Origin of the sequence: Leekyejoonella antrihumi (genome assembly GCF_007845645.1) — a bacterium.
GTDB lineage: Bacteria > Actinomycetota > Actinomycetes > Actinomycetales > Dermatophilaceae > Leekyejoonella > Leekyejoonella antrihumi.
Genome location: NZ_VCQV01000014.1, coordinates 22,627 through 39,676 on the forward strand (window position 1 = coordinate 22,627; position 17,050 = coordinate 39,676).

General features: G+C 67.5%; 14 protein-coding genes. 6 read left to right on the forward strand and 8 right to left on the reverse strand.

The window, feature by feature from the left end; genetic code table 11:
• Positions 1–27: 27 nt before the first annotated feature.
• A complete protein-coding gene (locus tag FGL98_RS11295) occupies positions 28–1,500 on the reverse strand; it encodes a sodium:solute symporter family protein (protein WP_146316874.1) in 1,473 nt (490 codons plus the stop codon).
• The gene (locus FGL98_RS11300) at positions 1,497–1,718 is read right to left on the reverse strand and encodes a DUF3311 domain-containing protein (RefSeq protein ID WP_146316875.1); all 222 of its coding nucleotides are present in this window, start codon (positions 1,716–1,718) and stop codon (positions 1,497–1,499) included. Before FGL98_RS11300 ends, FGL98_RS11295 begins: the two co-directional genes overlap by 4 nt.
• 239 nt (positions 1,719–1,957) lie before the next feature.
• On the opposite strand from FGL98_RS11300, the gene FGL98_RS11305 reads away from it, so the two are divergent.
• Positions 1,958–3,247 carry a D-arabinono-1,4-lactone oxidase gene (locus tag FGL98_RS11305; protein ID WP_146316876.1) on the forward strand — a complete coding sequence of 430 codons (1,290 nt, stop codon included), beginning with the start codon at positions 1,958–1,960 and terminating at the stop codon, positions 3,245–3,247.
• A gap of 36 nt (positions 3,248–3,283) precedes the next feature.
• Here the strand turns inward: FGL98_RS11305 and FGL98_RS11310 are convergent, their stop codons facing one another.
• From FGL98_RS11310 to FGL98_RS11320, 3 genes are all read right to left on the reverse strand, one after another.
• Positions 3,284–5,017 carry a cobaltochelatase CobT-related protein gene (locus tag FGL98_RS11310; RefSeq protein WP_146316877.1) on the reverse strand — a complete coding sequence of 578 codons (1,734 nt, stop codon included), beginning with the start codon at positions 5,015–5,017 and terminating at the stop codon, positions 3,284–3,286.
• Positions 5,017–6,039 carry an AAA family ATPase gene (locus FGL98_RS11315; RefSeq protein WP_146316878.1) on the reverse strand — a complete coding sequence of 341 codons (1,023 nt, stop codon included), beginning with the start codon at positions 6,037–6,039 and terminating at the stop codon, positions 5,017–5,019. The genes FGL98_RS11310 and FGL98_RS11315 overlap by 1 nt, the downstream gene beginning before the upstream one ends.
• 120 nt (positions 6,040–6,159) lie before the next feature.
• Positions 6,160–6,984 carry an IclR family transcriptional regulator gene (locus tag FGL98_RS11320; RefSeq protein ID WP_146316879.1) on the reverse strand — a complete coding sequence of 275 codons (825 nt, stop codon included), beginning with the start codon at positions 6,982–6,984 and terminating at the stop codon, positions 6,160–6,162.
• 186 nt (positions 6,985–7,170) lie between these two features.
• Between FGL98_RS11320 and xsc the strand changes: the two genes are divergently transcribed.
• From xsc to FGL98_RS11335, 3 genes are all read left to right on the forward strand, one after another.
• On the forward strand, positions 7,171–8,982 hold the full coding sequence (gene xsc, locus FGL98_RS11325; RefSeq protein WP_146316880.1) for a sulfoacetaldehyde acetyltransferase: 1,812 nt from the start codon (positions 7,171–7,173) through the stop codon (positions 8,980–8,982).
• A 197-nt stretch (positions 8,983–9,179) separates the two neighbouring features.
• Complete coding sequence (locus FGL98_RS11330; RefSeq protein ID WP_222432125.1) at positions 9,180–10,613, forward strand: MFS transporter; 1,434 nt, start codon at positions 9,180–9,182, stop codon at positions 10,611–10,613.
• The gene (locus FGL98_RS11335; protein WP_146316881.1) at positions 10,603–11,091 is read left to right on the forward strand and encodes a MarR family winged helix-turn-helix transcriptional regulator; all 489 of its coding nucleotides are present in this window, start codon (positions 10,603–10,605) and stop codon (positions 11,089–11,091) included. Before FGL98_RS11330 ends, FGL98_RS11335 begins: the two co-directional genes overlap by 11 nt.
• Positions 11,092–11,107: 16 nt before the next feature.
• Here FGL98_RS11335 and pdxR read toward each other — a convergent pair whose 3' ends face one another.
• Complete coding sequence (pdxR, locus tag FGL98_RS11340) at positions 11,108–12,568, reverse strand: MocR-like pyridoxine biosynthesis transcription factor PdxR (RefSeq protein ID WP_146316882.1); 1,461 nt, start codon at positions 12,566–12,568, stop codon at positions 11,108–11,110.
• A gap of 237 nt (positions 12,569–12,805) precedes the next feature.
• Between pdxR and FGL98_RS11345 the strand changes: the two genes are divergently transcribed.
• A complete protein-coding gene (locus FGL98_RS11345) occupies positions 12,806–14,167 on the forward strand; it encodes an aspartate aminotransferase family protein (RefSeq protein WP_146316883.1) in 1,362 nt (453 codons plus the stop codon).
• A 78-nt stretch (positions 14,168–14,245) separates the two neighbouring features.
• A complete protein-coding gene (locus FGL98_RS11350) occupies positions 14,246–15,250 on the forward strand; it encodes a phosphotransacetylase (RefSeq protein WP_222432126.1) in 1,005 nt (334 codons plus the stop codon).
• A gap of 60 nt (positions 15,251–15,310) precedes the next feature.
• Here the strand turns inward: FGL98_RS11350 and FGL98_RS11355 are convergent, their stop codons facing one another.
• Both FGL98_RS11355 and FGL98_RS11360 read right to left on the reverse strand, forming a co-directional pair.
• A complete protein-coding gene (locus FGL98_RS11355; protein WP_146316884.1) occupies positions 15,311–16,045 on the reverse strand; it encodes a class F sortase in 735 nt (244 codons plus the stop codon).
• Between the two features lie 29 nt (positions 16,046–16,074).
• Positions 16,075–16,938: a hypothetical protein gene (locus tag FGL98_RS11360; RefSeq protein ID WP_146316885.1), complete on the reverse strand. Its 864-nt coding sequence runs from the start codon at positions 16,936–16,938 to the stop codon at positions 16,075–16,077.
• Between the last annotated feature and the right edge of the window lie 112 nt (positions 16,939–17,050).

A 17,050-nucleotide genomic window follows, 5' to 3' on the forward strand; every position in this document is an offset into this window, starting at 1 on the left:
TTCCTTCGGTTTGGCGGGATGGATCGGTTAGGCGGTGGCGTCGACGGAGGTGGTATTCGGCGTCTCGGGTACTTCCTGCGCCGCGTGGACCTCGGCCGTCGTGAGCAGTCGGATCGGGTCCACCGACGGCTTCTTGGACAGGATGCTGCCGATGATCGTCACGACGACATTGACGCCCAGGCTGACCATGCCGCTGTTGACGCCACCCATCGTGGGTGCCCACTCGTACAGAACGATGCCCATCGCGATCCCGGCCACCATCCCGCAACAGATGGGTATGGGTCGCAGGCCCTTGAAGAACAGGACGCCGATCCAGCAGGGGATCAGCTGGGCGAAGAACACGTACATGAGGGTGAGGACCGTCAGCATCAGCGTTGAGCCGGTCAAGGTGATCGCCGCCGCAACGATGATGAAGGCACCGATGACCACGGTCGTGATACGACGCTGTCGTGAAACTGCCACATTCGGCACGACATTGCGAGTCACGACGCCACCGAGGGACAGTGCGGTCACGGCCAGGACGAGGATTCCGGAGAGCCCGGCCGCGGCTGCGACGATGCCCAGCAGCCAGTCCGGCAGAAGCTCCCTGGAGATGACCATGAAGATCGTGTTCGGGGTCTTGGATCCCTTGTTGTGCGACACCCCGTAGTAGGTCGCGAAGATCAAGAACGGATAGATGAGCATGTACATCGGCATCCACACGGTGGACGACTTGACTGCTCTCTCGGACTTCGCGGGGAAGACATAGCTGGAGCTCAGGCCGAGGTAGAACGTCACGGCCTGCATGACGATCGTGGTCAGCGCGAAGACGATGACCGGACCGCCGGTCATGGTCACCAGCCCGTGCGGGACCGTGGCGGAATGGAACGTGGCCCCCGTGCCCCCGCTGTGGCTCAGGGCCAGTGCACCGATGACCACGATCGCCGCGATCATCAGGCTGTCCTTGAGAATGGAGACGAACGCGGGTGACCGGATCCCGGAGACGGACACGTAGATGAAGGCGATGATCGCGGCGAGGATCACAGCGGTGACCTTGGTCAGATGCACGCCGATGCTCGTCAGCACGACCTGCAGGCCGATGAACTGATACTGCCCCCACGGAATGAGCCCGACCAGCATCACCAGGCAGGTGATCAGCTCCAGCGGACGGCTCTTGAAGTGCCTGCCGAAGACATCCGGCAGCGTCATCGCACCGTACTTCTTGCCCGCCCGCCAGACCATCGGAGCGACGAAGTAGCCGACCGGGTACGCCAGCAGGATGTAGCCCAGGAACCACACGCCGTAGCTGGCACCCTTGGCGTAGATGCCGGAGGGTAGGCCGATCATGGTGCCGATGCTGTAGACCTCGCCGACGGCCAGGAAGTACACCAGCCAGGCGGGAAACGATCGGCCGCCGACGAGGAACTCACCGATGCCGGAGTTCGTGTGGCCCTTGCGTGCCCAGACGGACACGCCCACCGAGATGGCCAGAATGGCAAAGAAGATCACTGCGACGATCATGAGGACACCACATCCGAGGGGTAGGCCTGGCGGTCAAAGAAGTGCCAGCTGATCCACAGGCACAGACTGGTCAACGGGAACCACAGGAAGATCCAGAAGAACAGCAGTGGGATGCCGAAGACGAAGACGGAGGTGTCGGCGAACGCGACGATCCCGCCCAGGACGGCGATGACGGGGATTCCCAGGCCGATGAGGAGACTGGGCCAACTTCTGATCATGTGCTGCCTCTCGAAGGGGGCGGAGTCGGCCAAGGTGGCGGCCGGGGGCGAAGCGGTCCGAAACCGCATGATCCGAGACAGTCAACAACCGGCGGGTCTCGGAGCCGAGCATCCGGATGCATATATAGAAGAACGTTATTGTGCAGCATGCACCCGGCGGCGGGACGGCGGCTAGGGCCAGTTTCTGCACGGACGGAGGGTCCAGATGCCCCGACCGTGCCTACCTGGTAGTAGCTGCCATGGTGAGCGACATACTTGCCTTCGGACTCGAGCGCGGGAGATGCACGGTGACCACAAACACCAACTGGGCAGGCAACATCACCTACGGCGCAAGCACGTTCGCCCGGCCGCGCAGCCTTGACGAGCTGCGCCACGTCGTGACCGGCGGTCGCCGGGTGCGGCCCCTCGGCTCGAGGCACTCGTTCAACACCATTGCCGACACGGACGGTGTGCTGATCTCGACCGTCGGCCTTCCGGGAGACATCCAGATCGACACCGCTGCGCGCCAGGTCAGCGTTGGTGGGGGTGTGACGTATGGCGTGCTGGCACCAGTCCTGCAGGCCCAGGGCTGGGCGCTCGCGAACCTCGCGTCGCTGCCGCACATCTCGGTGGCCGGTGCGGTGTCCACCGGCACGCACGGCTCCGGCGACGGCAACCAGTCGCTTGCGGCCGCGGTGGCGGGCATCGATCTGATGGGGCCGGACGGAGTCATCCGCACACTGAGCCGAGGCGACGCGGACTTCGTCGGCAGCGTGGTCGGGCTCGGCGCCCTCGGGATCATTACCCGGCTGGTGCTCGACATCGAGCCGACCTTCGACCTGTGGCAGGCGGTCTACACCGGCATGCCCTGGTCCACCGTGCTGGACGACTACGACGCCATCACGCGAGATCACTACAGCGTCAGCATCTTCACGACCTGGCAGCACGACGAGGTCGACCAGGTGTGGCTGAAGGACCGGGACGGAGCGCCCCCTGCGGAGCTGCTCGGAGCCACGCGGTCCGGCATACCGCTGCACATGCTGCGGGACGCGGACACCGCAGCGATCACCGACCAGACCGGCGACCGCGGACCCTGGGCGCAGCGACTTCCGCACTTTCGACTGGAGTTCACTCCGAGCCGCGGCGAGGAGCTGCAGAGCGAGTACCTCGTGCCGCGTGCCGTCGCCCGGGATGCACTCCAGGCGCTGCGCGTGCTCGGCTCCAGCATGCGCGAGGTGTTGCAGGTGGCGGAGATTCGTTCGATCGCGGCCGATGACCTGTGGCTCAGCCCGGCCTACGGCGCCGACGTGGTTGCTGTGCACTTCACCTGGTTGCGTGAGCCTGCAGCCGTCGAGAGTGTGCTGCACCCGATCGAGGACGCCCTGCTGCCGATGGGGGCGCGCCCACACTGGGGGAAGGTTTTTGTGGCACACGCCGAGCAGCTGGCGCGGTCCTATCCACGGTGGCGCGACTTCGCCGAGCTGCGAGAACGTGTCGACCCACAGCATGTATTCGGCAACGCGTGGCTCGACCGCATACTGCCGGGCTAGATCCCAGTCTTTGTCCGGCGGTGCGCGGGCGCCCGGCTATCCGCGCAGTAGCGTGAGCAGGTCGCGGATGCCGGAGTGCATCGACGCCGGCTCCGTATCGTGCACGACGAGGGAGTGTTGGTAGTACGGGCTCAGGTCAAGTCCGAGACCGAGGGCTGCAACGGCGAATCCTGGCTGCTGGCCGACCTGCTCGACCACCTCGCTGAGATGCTGCCCGAGATAGTGCTCGTCGGTGACCAGGGCGGTGGATCGCTCGGACGGGCTGCCGTCCGACAGCACCACGATCAGGTGCCGGTCGGTGTCGAGCGAGGCCGCACGGCCGGCGGCCCACTGCAGGGCCTCCCCGTCCACGCCCTCCTTGTAGGTCTCGTTCGCCAGAATCGCCCCGAACGAGTCCCGGCTCCGGCGCCAGGTGCTCTGTGCATCCTTGATCACCAGGTGGCGTAGCGCGGCCAGCCGCCCGGGCTGGGTGGGACGTCCGCAGCGCTCCCACTCCTTGCGGGCGGGGCCGCCCTGCCATGTCGTGGTGGTGAAGCCGAGCACCTCGTGCACGACCCCCGCCTGGTCGAGAGCGCGAGAGACCAGGTCGACGAGCGTCGCAACCCACTCCCGATGGGCGCGCATGGACCCCGACAGGTCGAGGAGCAGGGTGACACTTACTGCGGGTGCCACCCGTTGCATCGGCAGGCGGAAGACGCGGTGATCGCGCGGGCTGGTGATCACGCCGGAGAGCCGACGCGGATCGATGACGCCCTGCTCCTCGTGGTCCGACCAGGTGGGTGCCTGCGGTGCGGACAGCAGGGTCCGCAACCGGCGCGCGAGGACCGGAGTGGCAACCGCACTCTCGCGCACCAGCGCGTCGAGCTCGACGCGGTGCCGGCGCAGCACGTCGGCTCGCGCGACGGTGCTCGCGGGTTCGGTCCGGTCGTAGGAGCGGGTGAAGACGTGGTAACGGTCGGCGCTGCCGTCTCGCACCCTGCTTCGCCCCGTGGTGGCGACCGTGGTCGCCTGGTCACCCTCGAATCCCACCAGCAGCGAGAACCCCGCGCTCGAGACGCCGTCTTCGGTATCGGTGTCGGAGTCGGTCTCCGGGTCTTGGTGCTGTTCAAGGCGTTCGGTGACCGTGAGGCAGACCCGCCGTGCGCATTCGCCATAGGCCCGCTGGTCCTCGGTGAGCCGTCGCAGTGCTCGCAGGTCGCTGCCGATTTCGCCGGCCAGACCCCAGCGGGTCGACTCGACGAGGTCGGCCAGGTCGTCCTCGATGGGTGACCCCAGCACGTGGACGCGTGCGGTGAGGTCGATCGCGAGCACGTGCAGGCCACGCTCGGTCTCGGTGAGACCGTGGGTGACGAACTGGCGCACGAAGGACTTGTGGCGCCTGGCCAGGTTGCGGCGCGCCCCGGCGAGCGCCTTCGGCACCAGCGCCTCGACTCGCACCTGCTCCAGCACAGCGAACACCAGCGCTGCGGTGCCCGCCCCGGCCGGCGACTGCTCGGCATACAGCCTCGGATCGGTGAAGGTGAGCCGACCGGCGACGCCGTCGGCTGCGCCACGGAAGTCGCTCCAGGTGTCTTCCTCCGCTCGCGGGTGCAGCTGCGGCGCAGGCATGGCCAGACGGGTGTCGGCGTCGTACCAGTGGCGACCTCGCCGCCGGACCCCCGGGAGCCCGGTGAGCGCGTGGACGCAGGCCAGCGACAGCTCGTCGGCGCGCTGAGTGAGCCGGGCCCGCTCTAGCGCCGGCAGCTCGGCCGGTGCGACCGGGGTGCTCATCAGGCCGTGCGCGGCACGAGGGTCGGGCCGTGGCCGGCGGGCGAGCTCTGGTGCGGGATGGCGAGCTCGGCGTCGAAGCAGCGCTGGTAGAGCTCCTCGATGACCGGGTACTCCGCCTCGTCGCACTTGCCGAGGAAGGAGAGGCGGAATGCCGTTGACACGTCGCCGAAGAGCTCGAGGTTCTCGGCCCAGCTGATGACCGTGCGGGGGGACATCACCGTGGACAGGTCGCCGGCCTGGAAGGCGGCGCGGGTCAGGCGGGCGAGCTGCACCATCTGCGCCAGCTGTTCGGGACGCCCGGCCATCTGTGGCACCTGCGCGGTGACCACGGCCGTCTCTGCCTCCTGGCTGAGGCTGGACAGGGAGGCGACGATGTTCCATCGGTCCAGCTGGGCGTGGTTCAGCTGGTGCGTGCCGTGATAGAGCCCGTTGAGGTTGCCCAGGCCGACGGTGTTGCTGGTGCCGAAGAGTCGGAAGCCGTTGTGCGGCTTGATCACCCGGTTCTGCTCAAGGAGAGTCAGGTGCCCGTTGCGCTCGAGCAGCCGCTGGATCACAAACATGACGTCCGGCCGGCCCGCGTCGTATTCGTCGAGCACCAGGGCCATCGGGCGCTGCAGGGCCCACGGCAGGATGCCTTCGGTGAACCGGGTGACCTGCTGGCCCTCCTCCAACACGATGGAGTCGTGACCGATCAGGTCGAGGCGAGAAAGGTGCCCGTCGAGGTTGATCCGCACGCAGGGCCAGTTGAGGCGCGCGGCGACCTGCTCGATGTGGGTGGACTTGCCCGTGCCGTGCATGCCTTGCACCAGGACCCTTCGATCACGGGCGAATCCGGCGAGCAGGGCCAGCGTGACCTCGCTGTCGAACCGGTAGGCCGGGTCGATCTCGGGCACGAACTCGTCGGGTTCGCTGAACGCCGGGACGCGAAAATGGCTACGCACGCCAAAGGTCTCGTGGACGTCGACGTAAGTGTCCGGGGTGCGAGCGTCATTCGTGAGTGGAGAACTGTGTGGGGTGGTCATGCCGGGGTCCTCGCAAAGTATCGGAGCGAGCCTGCGAGTGGAGAACTTTGTGGGGTGGTCATGCCGGGGTCCTCGCAAAGTATCGGAGCGAGCCTGCGAGTGGAGAACTTTGTGGGGTGGTCATGCTGAGGTTTCCTGTTCGGTGGAGACCGATCCTTCGTGCTCGACCTCTGCGAGAGCAGCGGCCGCTTCACGAAGAGCGGGGAGGACGTCGTCGGCGTTGTCGGCAGACATCCGAAGGGCCGGTGCCTGCGCCGCCACGCACAGGTTGCTGCGACCGTGCTCGGCGGGCACCAGGACCGCGAAGCAGACCAGTCCGGGCAGGTACTCCTCGTCGTCCAGGGCATACCCACGCTCGCGGGTTCGGTCCAGCTCGGCCTCGAGGGCCTCGAGGCCGGTGATGGTCGCCTCGGTGTGCGATGAGAGCGGAGCGTGCGCCAGCAGCTTGTGCCGCTGGGAGACCGGCAGCTGCGACAGGATCATCTTGCCGCTGGCGGAGGCGTGCACCGGCACCCGCGATCCGGCGTGCAGATAGAAGCGGAGGGGTTCGGACGTCTCCACCCGGTCGAGGTAGACGACCTCGTTGCCGGAGAGGGCCGTGACGTTGCAGCTCTCGCCCACCTGGTCGACCAGGTGCTTGAGGATCGCGTGCCGTGCGCCGTGTTGCGTCGCGTTGATGAGGATGTTCTCGGCGAGCCGGCGCAGCCGGACACCGGTGCCATAGAGCCGCCCGTCGTTCTGGCGCACCAGGAAGCCGCCGGACTCGAGCTGGCCCAGCATGCGGTGCACGGTCGGCTTGGGCAGCCCGGTCTCGGCGACGAGCCCCTGCAGGGAGACGAACTCGTCCTTGGAGCAGATCAGCTCCAGCAGCGCGAAGAGGCGCAGGGTGGGGGTGTCGCCGTCGATGTTCGACAGTGCAGTGAGGTCGTCATGGCTCGCGGACATAAGAGCACACTAGGGCAATATCTCTAACTTTGGAACTCCGCGTCTCGAAAACGTTGACTCTCGCGCGCGGAGTCTCTATGGTCTAGTCAGTTTGAGATTTCGATTAACGACGTGCTCAACAGTAATTTTCGAAATGGTGTGCGGCCAGGAGCCAAGCGCCCCACCTTCTGACCGATCGGAGCAGCGATGACTGACACCACCTCCACGCCTGATGGGCGGACCGTTGCCAAGGGTGTGCAGCGGATGACCCCGTCCGAGGCGTTTGTCGAGACCCTTGTGGCCAACGGCATCACCGACATCTTCGGCATCATGGGCTCGGCCTTCATGGATGCCATGGACATTTTCGCCCCGGCCGGGATCCGACTGATCCCCGTCGTGCATGAGCAGGGCGCGGGCCACATGGCCGACGGCTATGCGCGGGCCACCGGCCGGCACGGTGTCTGCATCGGCCAGAACGGTCCCGGCATCTCCAACTGTGTCACCGCGATTGCGGCGGCGTTCTGGGCCCACAGCCCGGTCGTGATGATCACCCCGGAGACCGGCTCCAAGGGGATCGGCCTGGGCGGCTTCCAGGAGGCACACCAGCTGCCGATGTTCCAGGAGTTCACCAAGTACCAGGCGCACGTCAACAACCCCACCCGGATGGCTGAGCTGACCGCCCGGGCCTTCGACCGTGCCAAGAGCGACCTGGGCCCCACCCAGCTGAACATCCCGCGCGACTTCTTCTACGGCGAGTGCGAGACCGAGATCTCGATGCCGCAGGTCCTCGACCGTGGACCCGGCGGCGAGGCCAGCCTGAAGGCGGCGGCCGATCTGCTGGCGACGGCCCAGTTCCCGGTGATTGTCTCCGGTGGCGGCGTCGTGCAGGGTGACGCCTTCGACGAGTGCATCGCGCTTGCCGAGCGCCTGGGCGCACCCGTGGTCAACAGCTACCAGCACAACGACAGCTTTCCCGCGAGCCACCCGCTGTGGGCCGGACCGCTGGGCTACCAGGGCTCCAAGGCGGGCATGGAGCTGATCAGCCAGGCGGATGTCGTGCTCGCGCTCGGCACCCGGCTCGGCCCGTTCGGCACGCTGCCGCAGTACGGCCTGGACTACTGGCCGAAGAACGCGCAGATCATCCAGGTCGACGCGGACAGCACGATGCTCGGACTGGTCAAGAAGATCAGCGTGGGCATCTGCGGTGACGCCAAGGCGGCGGCGGCCGACCTGACCCGCCGGCTGGAGGGGCGCGAGCTGGCATGTGACACCACCAAGGACACCCGCGCTGAGACGATCCGCCAGGCGAAGGAGACCTGGGAGACCGAGCTCGACGGCTGGCTGCACGAGAAGGACGAGTACAGCCTCGACATGATCGAGGAAGCCAAGGGCGAGGAGGGCAACTGGCTCAGCCCGCGGCAGGTGCTGCGCGAGCTGGAGAAGGCCATGCCCGAGCACGTGATGGTCTCCACCGACATCGGCAACATCAACTCGGTGGCGCACTCCTACCTGCGTTTCGAGGAGCCGCGTTCCTTCTTCGCACCGATGAGCTTCGGCAACTGCGGTTACGCGCTGCCCACGATCATCGGCGCCAAGGCGGCAGCCCCGCATCGTCCGGCCGTCGCCTACGCCGGCGACGGCGCATGGTCGATGAGCATGGTCGAGGTCATGACCGCGGCTCGCCACCACATCCCGGTGACGGCAGTGGTCTTCCACAACCGTCAGTGGGGCGCGGAGAAGAAGAACCAGGTGGACTTCTACAACCGCCGTTTCGTTGCCGGCGAGCTGGAGAACCCCAGCTTCGCGGACCTCGCGAAGGACATGGGCGCCACCGGCGTGCGGGTCGACCAGCTGGACCAGGTCGGCCCGGCCCTGAAGGCCGCGATCGACGCCCAGATGAACGAGGGCAGGACCACGGTCATCGAGATCATGTGTACCCGCGAGCTGGGCGACCCGTTCCGCCGCGATGCGCTGAACAAGCCGGTGCGGCTGCTGGAGAAGTACACCGACTACGTCTGATCCACACCACACCCTCCGTGCGACGGCACGATTCACCCCGCCTACCAACTGGTCAGGCGGGGTGAATCGCGCCGTCGGCAGACCAAAGCCGGGGGTAGGTGCCGCTGGAGGGGCGGGCTCCCCAGCGCAATTGACAATATTTCTGTCTACGAACTATTTTGTAACAAACAAATATTTCGTGAAATTGGAGTCGGTCTGTGTCGATAGCACCGGTGTTGAATACGGTCGCCGTGCTGGGGCACGAGCGAGCTCGTCCGGACTGGGTGCGCCGCCGGAGCAATGCCTGGTGGTTCGCGGTCGGTACCGTGTGCTTCGGCGCATTCATGGGGCAGCTCGACGCGAGCATCGTCACGCTGACATATGGGTCGCTGGGTCGTCAGTTCGGTGCGTCGCTCGCCGGGATCCAGTGGGTGTCACTGTCCTACCTGATCGTCCTTGCGGCCCTGCTGGTCCCGTTGGGCCGGCTGTCCGACGCCCATGGCCGCAAGCTCTTCTACCTCTACGGGTTCGCCGTGTTCACTCTGGCCTCGGTGGCCTGTGGTCTGGCCTGGTCGCTGACCTCGCTGATCGCTTTCCGAGTCCTGCAGGCAGTCGGCGCGGGGCTGCTGCAGGCCAACAGCGTGGCACTGGTGGTGACCAGCGCGCCGCGAGCCAAGATGCGCACGGCGCTGGGTGTGCAGGCGGGCGCGCAGGCACTCGGGCTCGCGCTCGGACCGACCGTCGGCGGCCTGCTGGTCTCGACCATCGGCTGGCGGTGGGTCTTCGGCATCAACGCGCCGGTCGGGGTGCTCGGCGTCCTCGCCGGCATCTACTTCCTGCCCCGCACCCGGGCTCGACACCCTGGCCACCAGTTCGACTGGTCCGGCGTCGTGCTGCTCGCCACCGTGACCACCGCGGTGCTGATGGCACTGTCGGTCTTCTCCGGGCTGCCCTGGCCGGCCTGGACCGCATTCGTTCTGCTCGCCGCCGCGCTGGCCTGCGCCGCCCTGATGATCCGCCGGCAGAGCAGGGTCACTGAGCCACTGGTGGCCACCGCGGTCCTGAAGACTCCCGGCCTGCTGATCAACCTGGCCGGCGCGCTGTTCGGGTATCTCGTGCTGTTCGGGCCCCTGGTCCTGGTGCCCGTCGCGTTCGAGGCCCAGTCCCGGTCCGCGTTCTCCGCCGGCCTGGTCCTGACCGCCCTCCCCGTCGGGTTCGCCCTGGCCGCGCTGGGCCTGGACAAGGCGCTGCCACGCCACTGGTCCAACGCGAGGCGAGCCGTGGTCGGGGCGCTGCTGTGCGCGACCTCCCTCGCCGCGATGCTGACCGCACCGGGCGACCAGGTCATGCTGCCGGTCACCCTCGCGTTCCTGGGCCTCGGACTGGGCATCTTCACCCCGGCCAACAACGCGCTCGTGATGGGCAGGCTGGCGTCCGACTCCTCCGGCACCGGCGGCGGGCTGATCAACATGGGCCGCTCCGTCGGCACCGCCCTCGGCGTCGCCCTGGTCACCATCACCTGGCAGCTGACCGACACCCTCTCCGACCCCGCCCGCTTCCGGGCCGTCGTCCTGGTCCTGCTGGTCGTTGCCCTCGCCACGATCGCCACCAGCGGTGGACGGCAACGGTTAGAGTCCGAGCATGCCGCCTGAGCAGCCCGCGCCCCCAGCGACCGCACCCGTGCCCAGCCAGGTGCACAGCCTGACCGAGGTCGTCACCCGGCTCCGAAGGGCGCTGCGAGCCACCGTGCGCACCGACTACCCCTGGGAACAGCTGCCGATGGCACAGGTCGAGCTCCTACAGGTCCTGGCCAACGAGTCACCCATGCGCGTGCGCGACATCGCGACCAGCCGCCGGCTGGCCTCCAGCACCGTCAGCACCCTGATCACCCAGCTGATGGCAGCCGGCCTGGTCCAGCGAGCGGTCGACCCCGACGACCGGCGGGTTGCCGCAGTCAGCCTGACCGCAGCGGGCACCGCCCAGCTGGAGTCGTGGATCGAGGCAAACGAGCGGCACATCAACCTCGCACTGGAGTCGCTCCCCGCCGCACAGCAGAGAGCGATCCAGAACGCGCTACCCGCACTTGACCGGCTTGCCGATTTGCTCGACCAGCCCCCGGCCGACGCGTAGGAGCGACCTGCATCGGTCAGCGCAGCTGGCGACGCGCGCCCTCGCCGAGGATCCGCATGCCGTCCCTGATGGACCGCAGCGGGATCGCCGCATAGCCGAGCCGAAGATGGTTGCGTGGTGGCGGATCTGCGTAGTAGTAGATGTCACCGCGTTCGAGGAGCACTCCTTGTGCCTCCAGCTCGTGGCTGAGGCCGGGCGCGTCGAGCCGCGGTGGTCCGGTCACCCACAGGCTCATGCCGCCGGGCGGGAAGTCGGTGGGATGCCAGGGCAGGAACTCCTCCGCGGCGGCGGTGATCGCCTCCCAGCGCTCCTTGAGCCGGCCGCGCTGCCGTCGCAGGGAGCGGTGGTAGTCGCCGCTCTCGATGAGTAACGCCATGGCGCGCTGCTGGTGGCCCGAAGGATGCCGCAGGACGTACCGCCGCAGCTGGCGCAGCTCACGGACGAGCGGCTCCGGGCCGACGAGATAGCCGAGCCGCAGGCCGGGCGACAGGAACTTGGAGAAGGTGCCGAGGTAGACCACGTCACCGGTCTCATCGAGGGCCTTGAGCGCCGGCGTCGGACTGCCCTGGTAGCGGAACTCGCTGTCGTAGTCATCCTCGATGAGAATGGTACCGGCCCGAGATGCTTTGCTCAGCAGATCGATTCGCCGTTCCATCGCCATCGTCACGTTGGTCGGGTGGTGATGGCTCGGCGTGACCATCATCAGGTCGGTCCCGGTCAGGTCCTCGGGTGGTCGCACGCCTCGTTCGTCCACGGGCACGCCATACACACGGGCTCCCGAGCGTCGGAAGATGTGCCGGGCATCCAGGTATCCCGGATCCTCGAGCGCGACGGTCGACCTGGAGTTCAGCAGCAAGGTGGCGAGCAGATCCATGCCTTGCTGGGATCCCACGGTGATCATGATCTGGGCCGGGTCGACGTGGATGCCGCGAGAGGGCAGCAGCTGACGCCTGATCTGGTCGACCAGCATCGGGTCGTCGTCACCCACGCTGTCGCGCAGGCTGGCATACGCATGCGGCTTGTAGAGCGCGTCGCGCAGGCAGCGGACCCAGTCGCGCGCCGGGAAACCGTCGATGTCCACCTGCCCGGCAACGAACGGATAGGCGTAGGTGTGCCAGTCGGGCCACTTCTCGACGTGCGGCAGGTCCGCGTCGGGGAAGCTCCGAATCCGCTTGTCCCACTGGATCTGGGGCGCCGGCGTGCTCGGCTGGTGGGCGCGGGCTGCTTCCATCTCCGAGTTGACGAATAGGCCCTTGCGCTCCCGGCCCTGGATCAGTCCTTCGGCGATCAGCTCCTCGTAGGCCAGTGTGACGGTGTTGCGAGAGACGCTGAGCTCCTCGGCGAGCTCGCGCGAGCTCGGGAGGCGGTGCGACAGGTCGAAGGTCCCGGTCGCGATGCCGCGTTCGATACCGCGGCGGACCTGACGGTAGATCGGCTCCGAGGACTCGCGGTCGATGCTGATGAGCGTGCGAGGCATGGCTCCTCCATCGGTTCGAAGTCGGCGCGAAAGCCCCAGCAGCCCAGCGGGATCGCCAGCAATCCCGTGCTCATGCTGGGACGCCCGACCTGGACTGGACACGCACCAGGTCTGCGCCTCTTGACAGTACCAGCATCTGGCTCCCTCGATCGGGTCTCATCTGGTTCTGGCGAGGTGCCAGAAAGAGATGGATGCTCGACATATCTGCACCTACGCAACCATCGAAGGAGTCCGGCCATGGAGACCCAGCAGCTACGCGATCGTGCGCGCAAGCACCTTGTTCAGCACTTCACCCGTAGCGACACGGTAGGCGGTGACTTCCCGATCTTCGTGTCCGGCGACGGTTGCTACCTGACCGACAGCGATGGCAATCGCCACCTGGACGGGCTGGCGGGGCTGTTCTGCGTGAACATGGGCCATGGTCGCAAGGACATCGCCGCGGCCGCGGCCGCGCAGTTCGAGCAACTGGCCTATGCAAGCAACTGGGGTATGGCGCACCCGGCCGCGATCGATGCGGCAAGCCTCATCGCCGAGCTTGCTCCCGAAGGCCTGGACACGACCTTCTTCGTCAACTCCGGTTCGGAGGCAGTCGAGTCGGCAATCAAGTTCGTCCGGCAGTACCACCAGGCCCAGGGGCAGCCGGAGCGCACCAAGATCATCAGCCGGAACATGGCCTACCACGGCACGACGCTGGGCGCCCTTGCCGTCACCCAGCTGCCGAATATCAAGAAGCAGTTCGGCCCCCTGATGCCCGGGACGTTCGCTGCGCCGAACACGCTTGGCTACGTGGGGGACTGCGGGCCCGCCGAGGACCTCGACTGCGTCAAGGGGTTCGAGGAGATCATCGAGCGCGAGGGTGCGGACACGATCGCTGCGATCTTCGCCGAGCCCGTGCAGAACGGTCGCGGCGCACTGGTTGCGCCCGATGGCTACTGGCAGGCGCTGCGCGACCTCTGTGACAAGCACGGGATCCTGCTGGTGTCCGATGAGGTCATCTGCTCCTTCGGTCGCCTGGGTCACTGGTTCGGCGCCGGATTCACCGGTGTGACACCGGACCTGATCACCTTCGCCAAGGGGTCGACCTCCGGCTACGCGCCGCTGGGCGGCGTCATCATCCGCACGGATCTGCTGGAACGCCTCTATGAGTCGCCCACTGGTGGAGCATTCACCCACGGCGCGACGTGGGGTGGCCACCCGATCTCGACGGCCGTTGCGACCGCGAACATCTCGGCGATGCGGGACGAGAAGGTGCTGGACAACGTGCTGGCGAACGGGCCACGAGTCATGCAGTCGCTGCAGGCCCTGAAGTCGGAGCACCGCAGCGTCAAGGACGTGCGAGGCGCCGGATACTTCTACTGCGTCGAGATGATGGCGGACCGGGATGCCGGTCGAGACTTCACCGACCAGGAGGCGCTCACGGTGCTGCGCAAGGTGCTGCCCGAGTCCTTCGCCAGCACGGGTGTGCTGCTGCGTGGCGATGACCGTGGCGCGACCAACCTGATGATCTCGCCGCCGCTCGTCGCCGGCGAGAAGGAGCTGGACGTCCTGCTGCACGGCGTCGACCAGATCCTGACGAACGTCGAGAAGGCGATCGTCTAGTCCGTCGCATGACCCGGGCACGGCTGGGCAGCCGTGCCCGGGCGCACCAGCAGAACTCGCGAACGAAGGAGCGCCACTGTGCCGAGCACGCTCAATGAGCTGTGGTCCGAGCGGATCGCCGATGCCTACGGAATGGGTTCTCCCCGCGTGGTGCTGGCTGAAGGCGACGACCCGCGGGTGCGTGCCGCATGCGAGTCGCTGATCGACGCGGGTGTCACGCCGATCCTGCTGGGCAAAGCGGTCGGCGCGCTGCCGTCCGACGTCGACTACCGATCGATGGAGCAGGCGGCGAACGCACCGGTCCGCGCCGTGCTGAGTCAGGTGGCACAGCGGCGCAACTGGGATGAGCAGCGGCTCGCAGCGTGCCTGTCGGATCCGTTGTACGTCGCGGCAGCGATGGTGCGTGCGGGCACGGCGGATGCCGCAGTGGGCGGTGCGACCTGCTCGAGTAGCGAGGTGATTCGGGCGGCCCTGCAGGTCATCGGTCTGCAGGAGTCGGCGTCTCTGCTGTCCAGCTGTTTCCTGATGGAGCTGTCCGACGCGAGCCGCCTGGCCTTCGCCGACTGCGCCGTGGTGCCCAGCCCCGATGCGGACGGACTGGCGGAGATCGCGATCGGCACGTCGGGCACCTTCGCGACCTTGACTGGCACGACGCCGGCCGTCGCGATGCTGTCGTTCAGCACTCACGGCAGCGCCTCGCACCAGGACGTCGACCTGGTGCGGGAGGCGACCTCGCTGGTCCACGACCGGCGCAGCGATCTGTGCATCGACGGCGACCTACAGTTCGACGCCGCATTCGTGGACACTGTGGGCCGGACGAAGGCACCTCAGTCGGACGTCGCCGGGCATGCCAACGTCTTCGTCTTCCCCAACCTGGCGGCCGGCAACATCGGCTACAAGATCGCCCAGCGCATCGGCGGAGCTCGCGCCTACGGGCCAATCCTGCAAGGCTTGCGGGCACCGATGAATGACCTGTCCCGCGGTTGCGACGCGGAGGACGTCGTCAGCGTTGCGCTGATCAGCGCCCTGCAGGCGTCGGCAGCCGCGCAGCTGGTCCCGGCCGAAAGTCACCAGAGCGCATAACCGTTGGAGGCAGCCGAGCCGACCTCAGCGGCCCGGCCGCGGGCGGATGGCCGGCTCGGGTCAGCTGGTGTGGCTGCTGACCAGGTGAGCGTAGACCACGACGTTGTCCAGGTAGTGGCCCCAGGCGCGGTCGAACTGGCCGGCGCATGTGATCAGTCGAAGTCCGGCGTGATTGATGTTGCCGTAGACCTTTTGGGTCGGGAAGTGGTTCTTGGGGTACTTCTCCAGACTGTCGACCCGGAAGGTGGCCACGGTGTGGTCGGCCAGTGTGACCTGGACCGTGTTTCCGGGCTTGAGCTGACCGAGGCGGAAGAAGATGGAGGGCCCGTCGGCGGCCGAGTCGATGTGGCCGACGATGACCGAGGGTCCGACCTGTCCGGGCGTCGGGGAGCCGGTGTACCAGCCCGGAGGCACGCCGCCGGTTGCCGGGGGGATGCCGATCGCGCCGGTGCTGTTGGTGCCGTATCCGGCGAGGTGGGCGTGCTTGATGCCGATCGCGGGGATGCTCAGCGCCACTGGCTTCGATCGCGGCAGTACCGGGCCAACCACTGGTGGCGTGGACGGGCTCGCCGAGGAACCGGAGGATGCGGATGGCCGGGCGCCGGGCGTGCCGGGGACCGTGGGTGCGGGCAGGTTCCCTTCGGCGGCCGGGTTCGCGGCGGACGCCGCGGGTGAGGCAGCATGCACCTGCGCCCGGGAGGCGACGATCACCAGGATGATCGCCGCGGCCAGTAGCGCCGCGGCTACCGCGGTCATCAGATGACGACCGCGGTAGCCGAGTTGCTTTGTACTCATGAAGGACCTAGTTCCTGATCAGATCCTGCTCAGTGCTGCTTGGCGTAGCGGCGACGGATTTCGAAGACCGCGCCCGCGCCCAGCAGCAGTGCGCCGGCCCCGTAGTACAGGCCGAGGTCCTGGGTTCCGGAGGTGGACCCGCCACCGGTCTGCACCCCACCGGAGGGCATCGTGTTCATCTGCGAGGCCACCAGCTTGCCGCACAGGGTCGGCGCGGTGCCGATCAGTGCGAGCTTCTTGGTCGCGCCGGGCAGTGTCACGCCCAGGGAGTTCGCCGTGGTCAGCGAGGCCTTGGGTGCGTTGGCCGGGTTCAGCCCGTGCACCACGATGACGGCCTTGTTGTTCTTGATCGCCGTCATGGTGGTCTGGTTCATCGTGAAGGTGCGCTTGTAGGTGAAGTTCGCGCCGCTGGGTGCGACGGTCACGTCGGTGGCCGCGGACGCGCCGGTGCTGCCCTTGACCGACAAGGTGGTGCCGATCATCCCGTAGGCGGGCTGGCCCTCTACGGTGCTGATCACGCCGTCGCCGTTGGTGTCGGCGGAGGCGGTCGGGCAGGAGTCCTGGCCGTTGATGTGGATGTGCTGCACGTGCGGGAACGGTGCGCCGGCGAACGCGACGGGGATACCCAGCGCGGTCAGAGTCTTCTTGTCGGTCGGCAGGGTGGCGGCTAGGCCGGACACGTGCTCGGTGACCGTGGCCTGGTTGCCGTTCAAGGTCAGCATGAGCTGCCCGGAGACTGCGCCGGCCGGAGCGTTCGGGGACACCGCGGCCAGGTTCGCCTGGTAGCTGGTCCCGCCCGAGCCGGCGGCGTGCGCAGCCGGAGCTCCGGCGCCGAGTGCGGCAACACAGGCTGCGACTGGCAGGGCCGACAGCAATAGCTTCTTCTTCTGCATGACTAGCTTCTTTCTCCCTCGGACGCCGACAGGGCGATTGCACCGCCGGCTGCTTGGCACACCCGGGCATGTCAGGCGTCCCGATGCGCATTGCTCCGCCGCCGCCGCGAGA

Coding starts and splice junctions, on each gene's coding strand:
- FGL98_RS11320 (WP_146316879.1), bottom strand. CDS start 6,984: ATGTCCGCGAGCCATGACGACCTCACTGCACTGTCGAACATCGACGGC.
- xsc (WP_146316880.1), top strand. CDS start 7,171: ATGACTGACACCACCTCCACGCCTGATGGGCGGACCGTTGCCAAGGGT.
- FGL98_RS11345 (WP_146316883.1), top strand. CDS start 12,806: ATGGAGACCCAGCAGCTACGCGATCGTGCGCGCAAGCACCTTGTTCAG.
- FGL98_RS11355 (WP_146316884.1), bottom strand. CDS start 16,045: ATGAGTACAAAGCAACTCGGCTACCGCGGTCGTCATCTGATGACCGCG.
- FGL98_RS11300 (WP_146316875.1), bottom strand. CDS start 1,718: ATGATCAGAAGTTGGCCCAGTCTCCTCATCGGCCTGGGAATCCCCGTC.
- FGL98_RS11295 (WP_146316874.1), bottom strand. CDS start 1,500: ATGATCGTCGCAGTGATCTTCTTTGCCATTCTGGCCATCTCGGTGGGC.
- FGL98_RS11335 (WP_146316881.1), top strand. CDS start 10,603: ATGCCGCCTGAGCAGCCCGCGCCCCCAGCGACCGCACCCGTGCCCAGC.
- FGL98_RS11315 (WP_146316878.1), bottom strand. CDS start 6,039: ATGACCACCCCACACAGTTCTCCACTCACGAATGACGCTCGCACCCCG.
- FGL98_RS11305 (WP_146316876.1), top strand. CDS start 1,958: ATGGTGAGCGACATACTTGCCTTCGGACTCGAGCGCGGGAGATGCACG.
- FGL98_RS11310 (WP_146316877.1), bottom strand. CDS start 5,017: ATGAGCACCCCGGTCGCACCGGCCGAGCTGCCGGCGCTAGAGCGGGCC.
- FGL98_RS11360 (WP_146316885.1), bottom strand. CDS start 16,938: ATGCAGAAGAAGAAGCTATTGCTGTCGGCCCTGCCAGTCGCAGCCTGT.
- pdxR (WP_146316882.1), bottom strand. CDS start 12,568: ATGCCTCGCACGCTCATCAGCATCGACCGCGAGTCCTCGGAGCCGATC.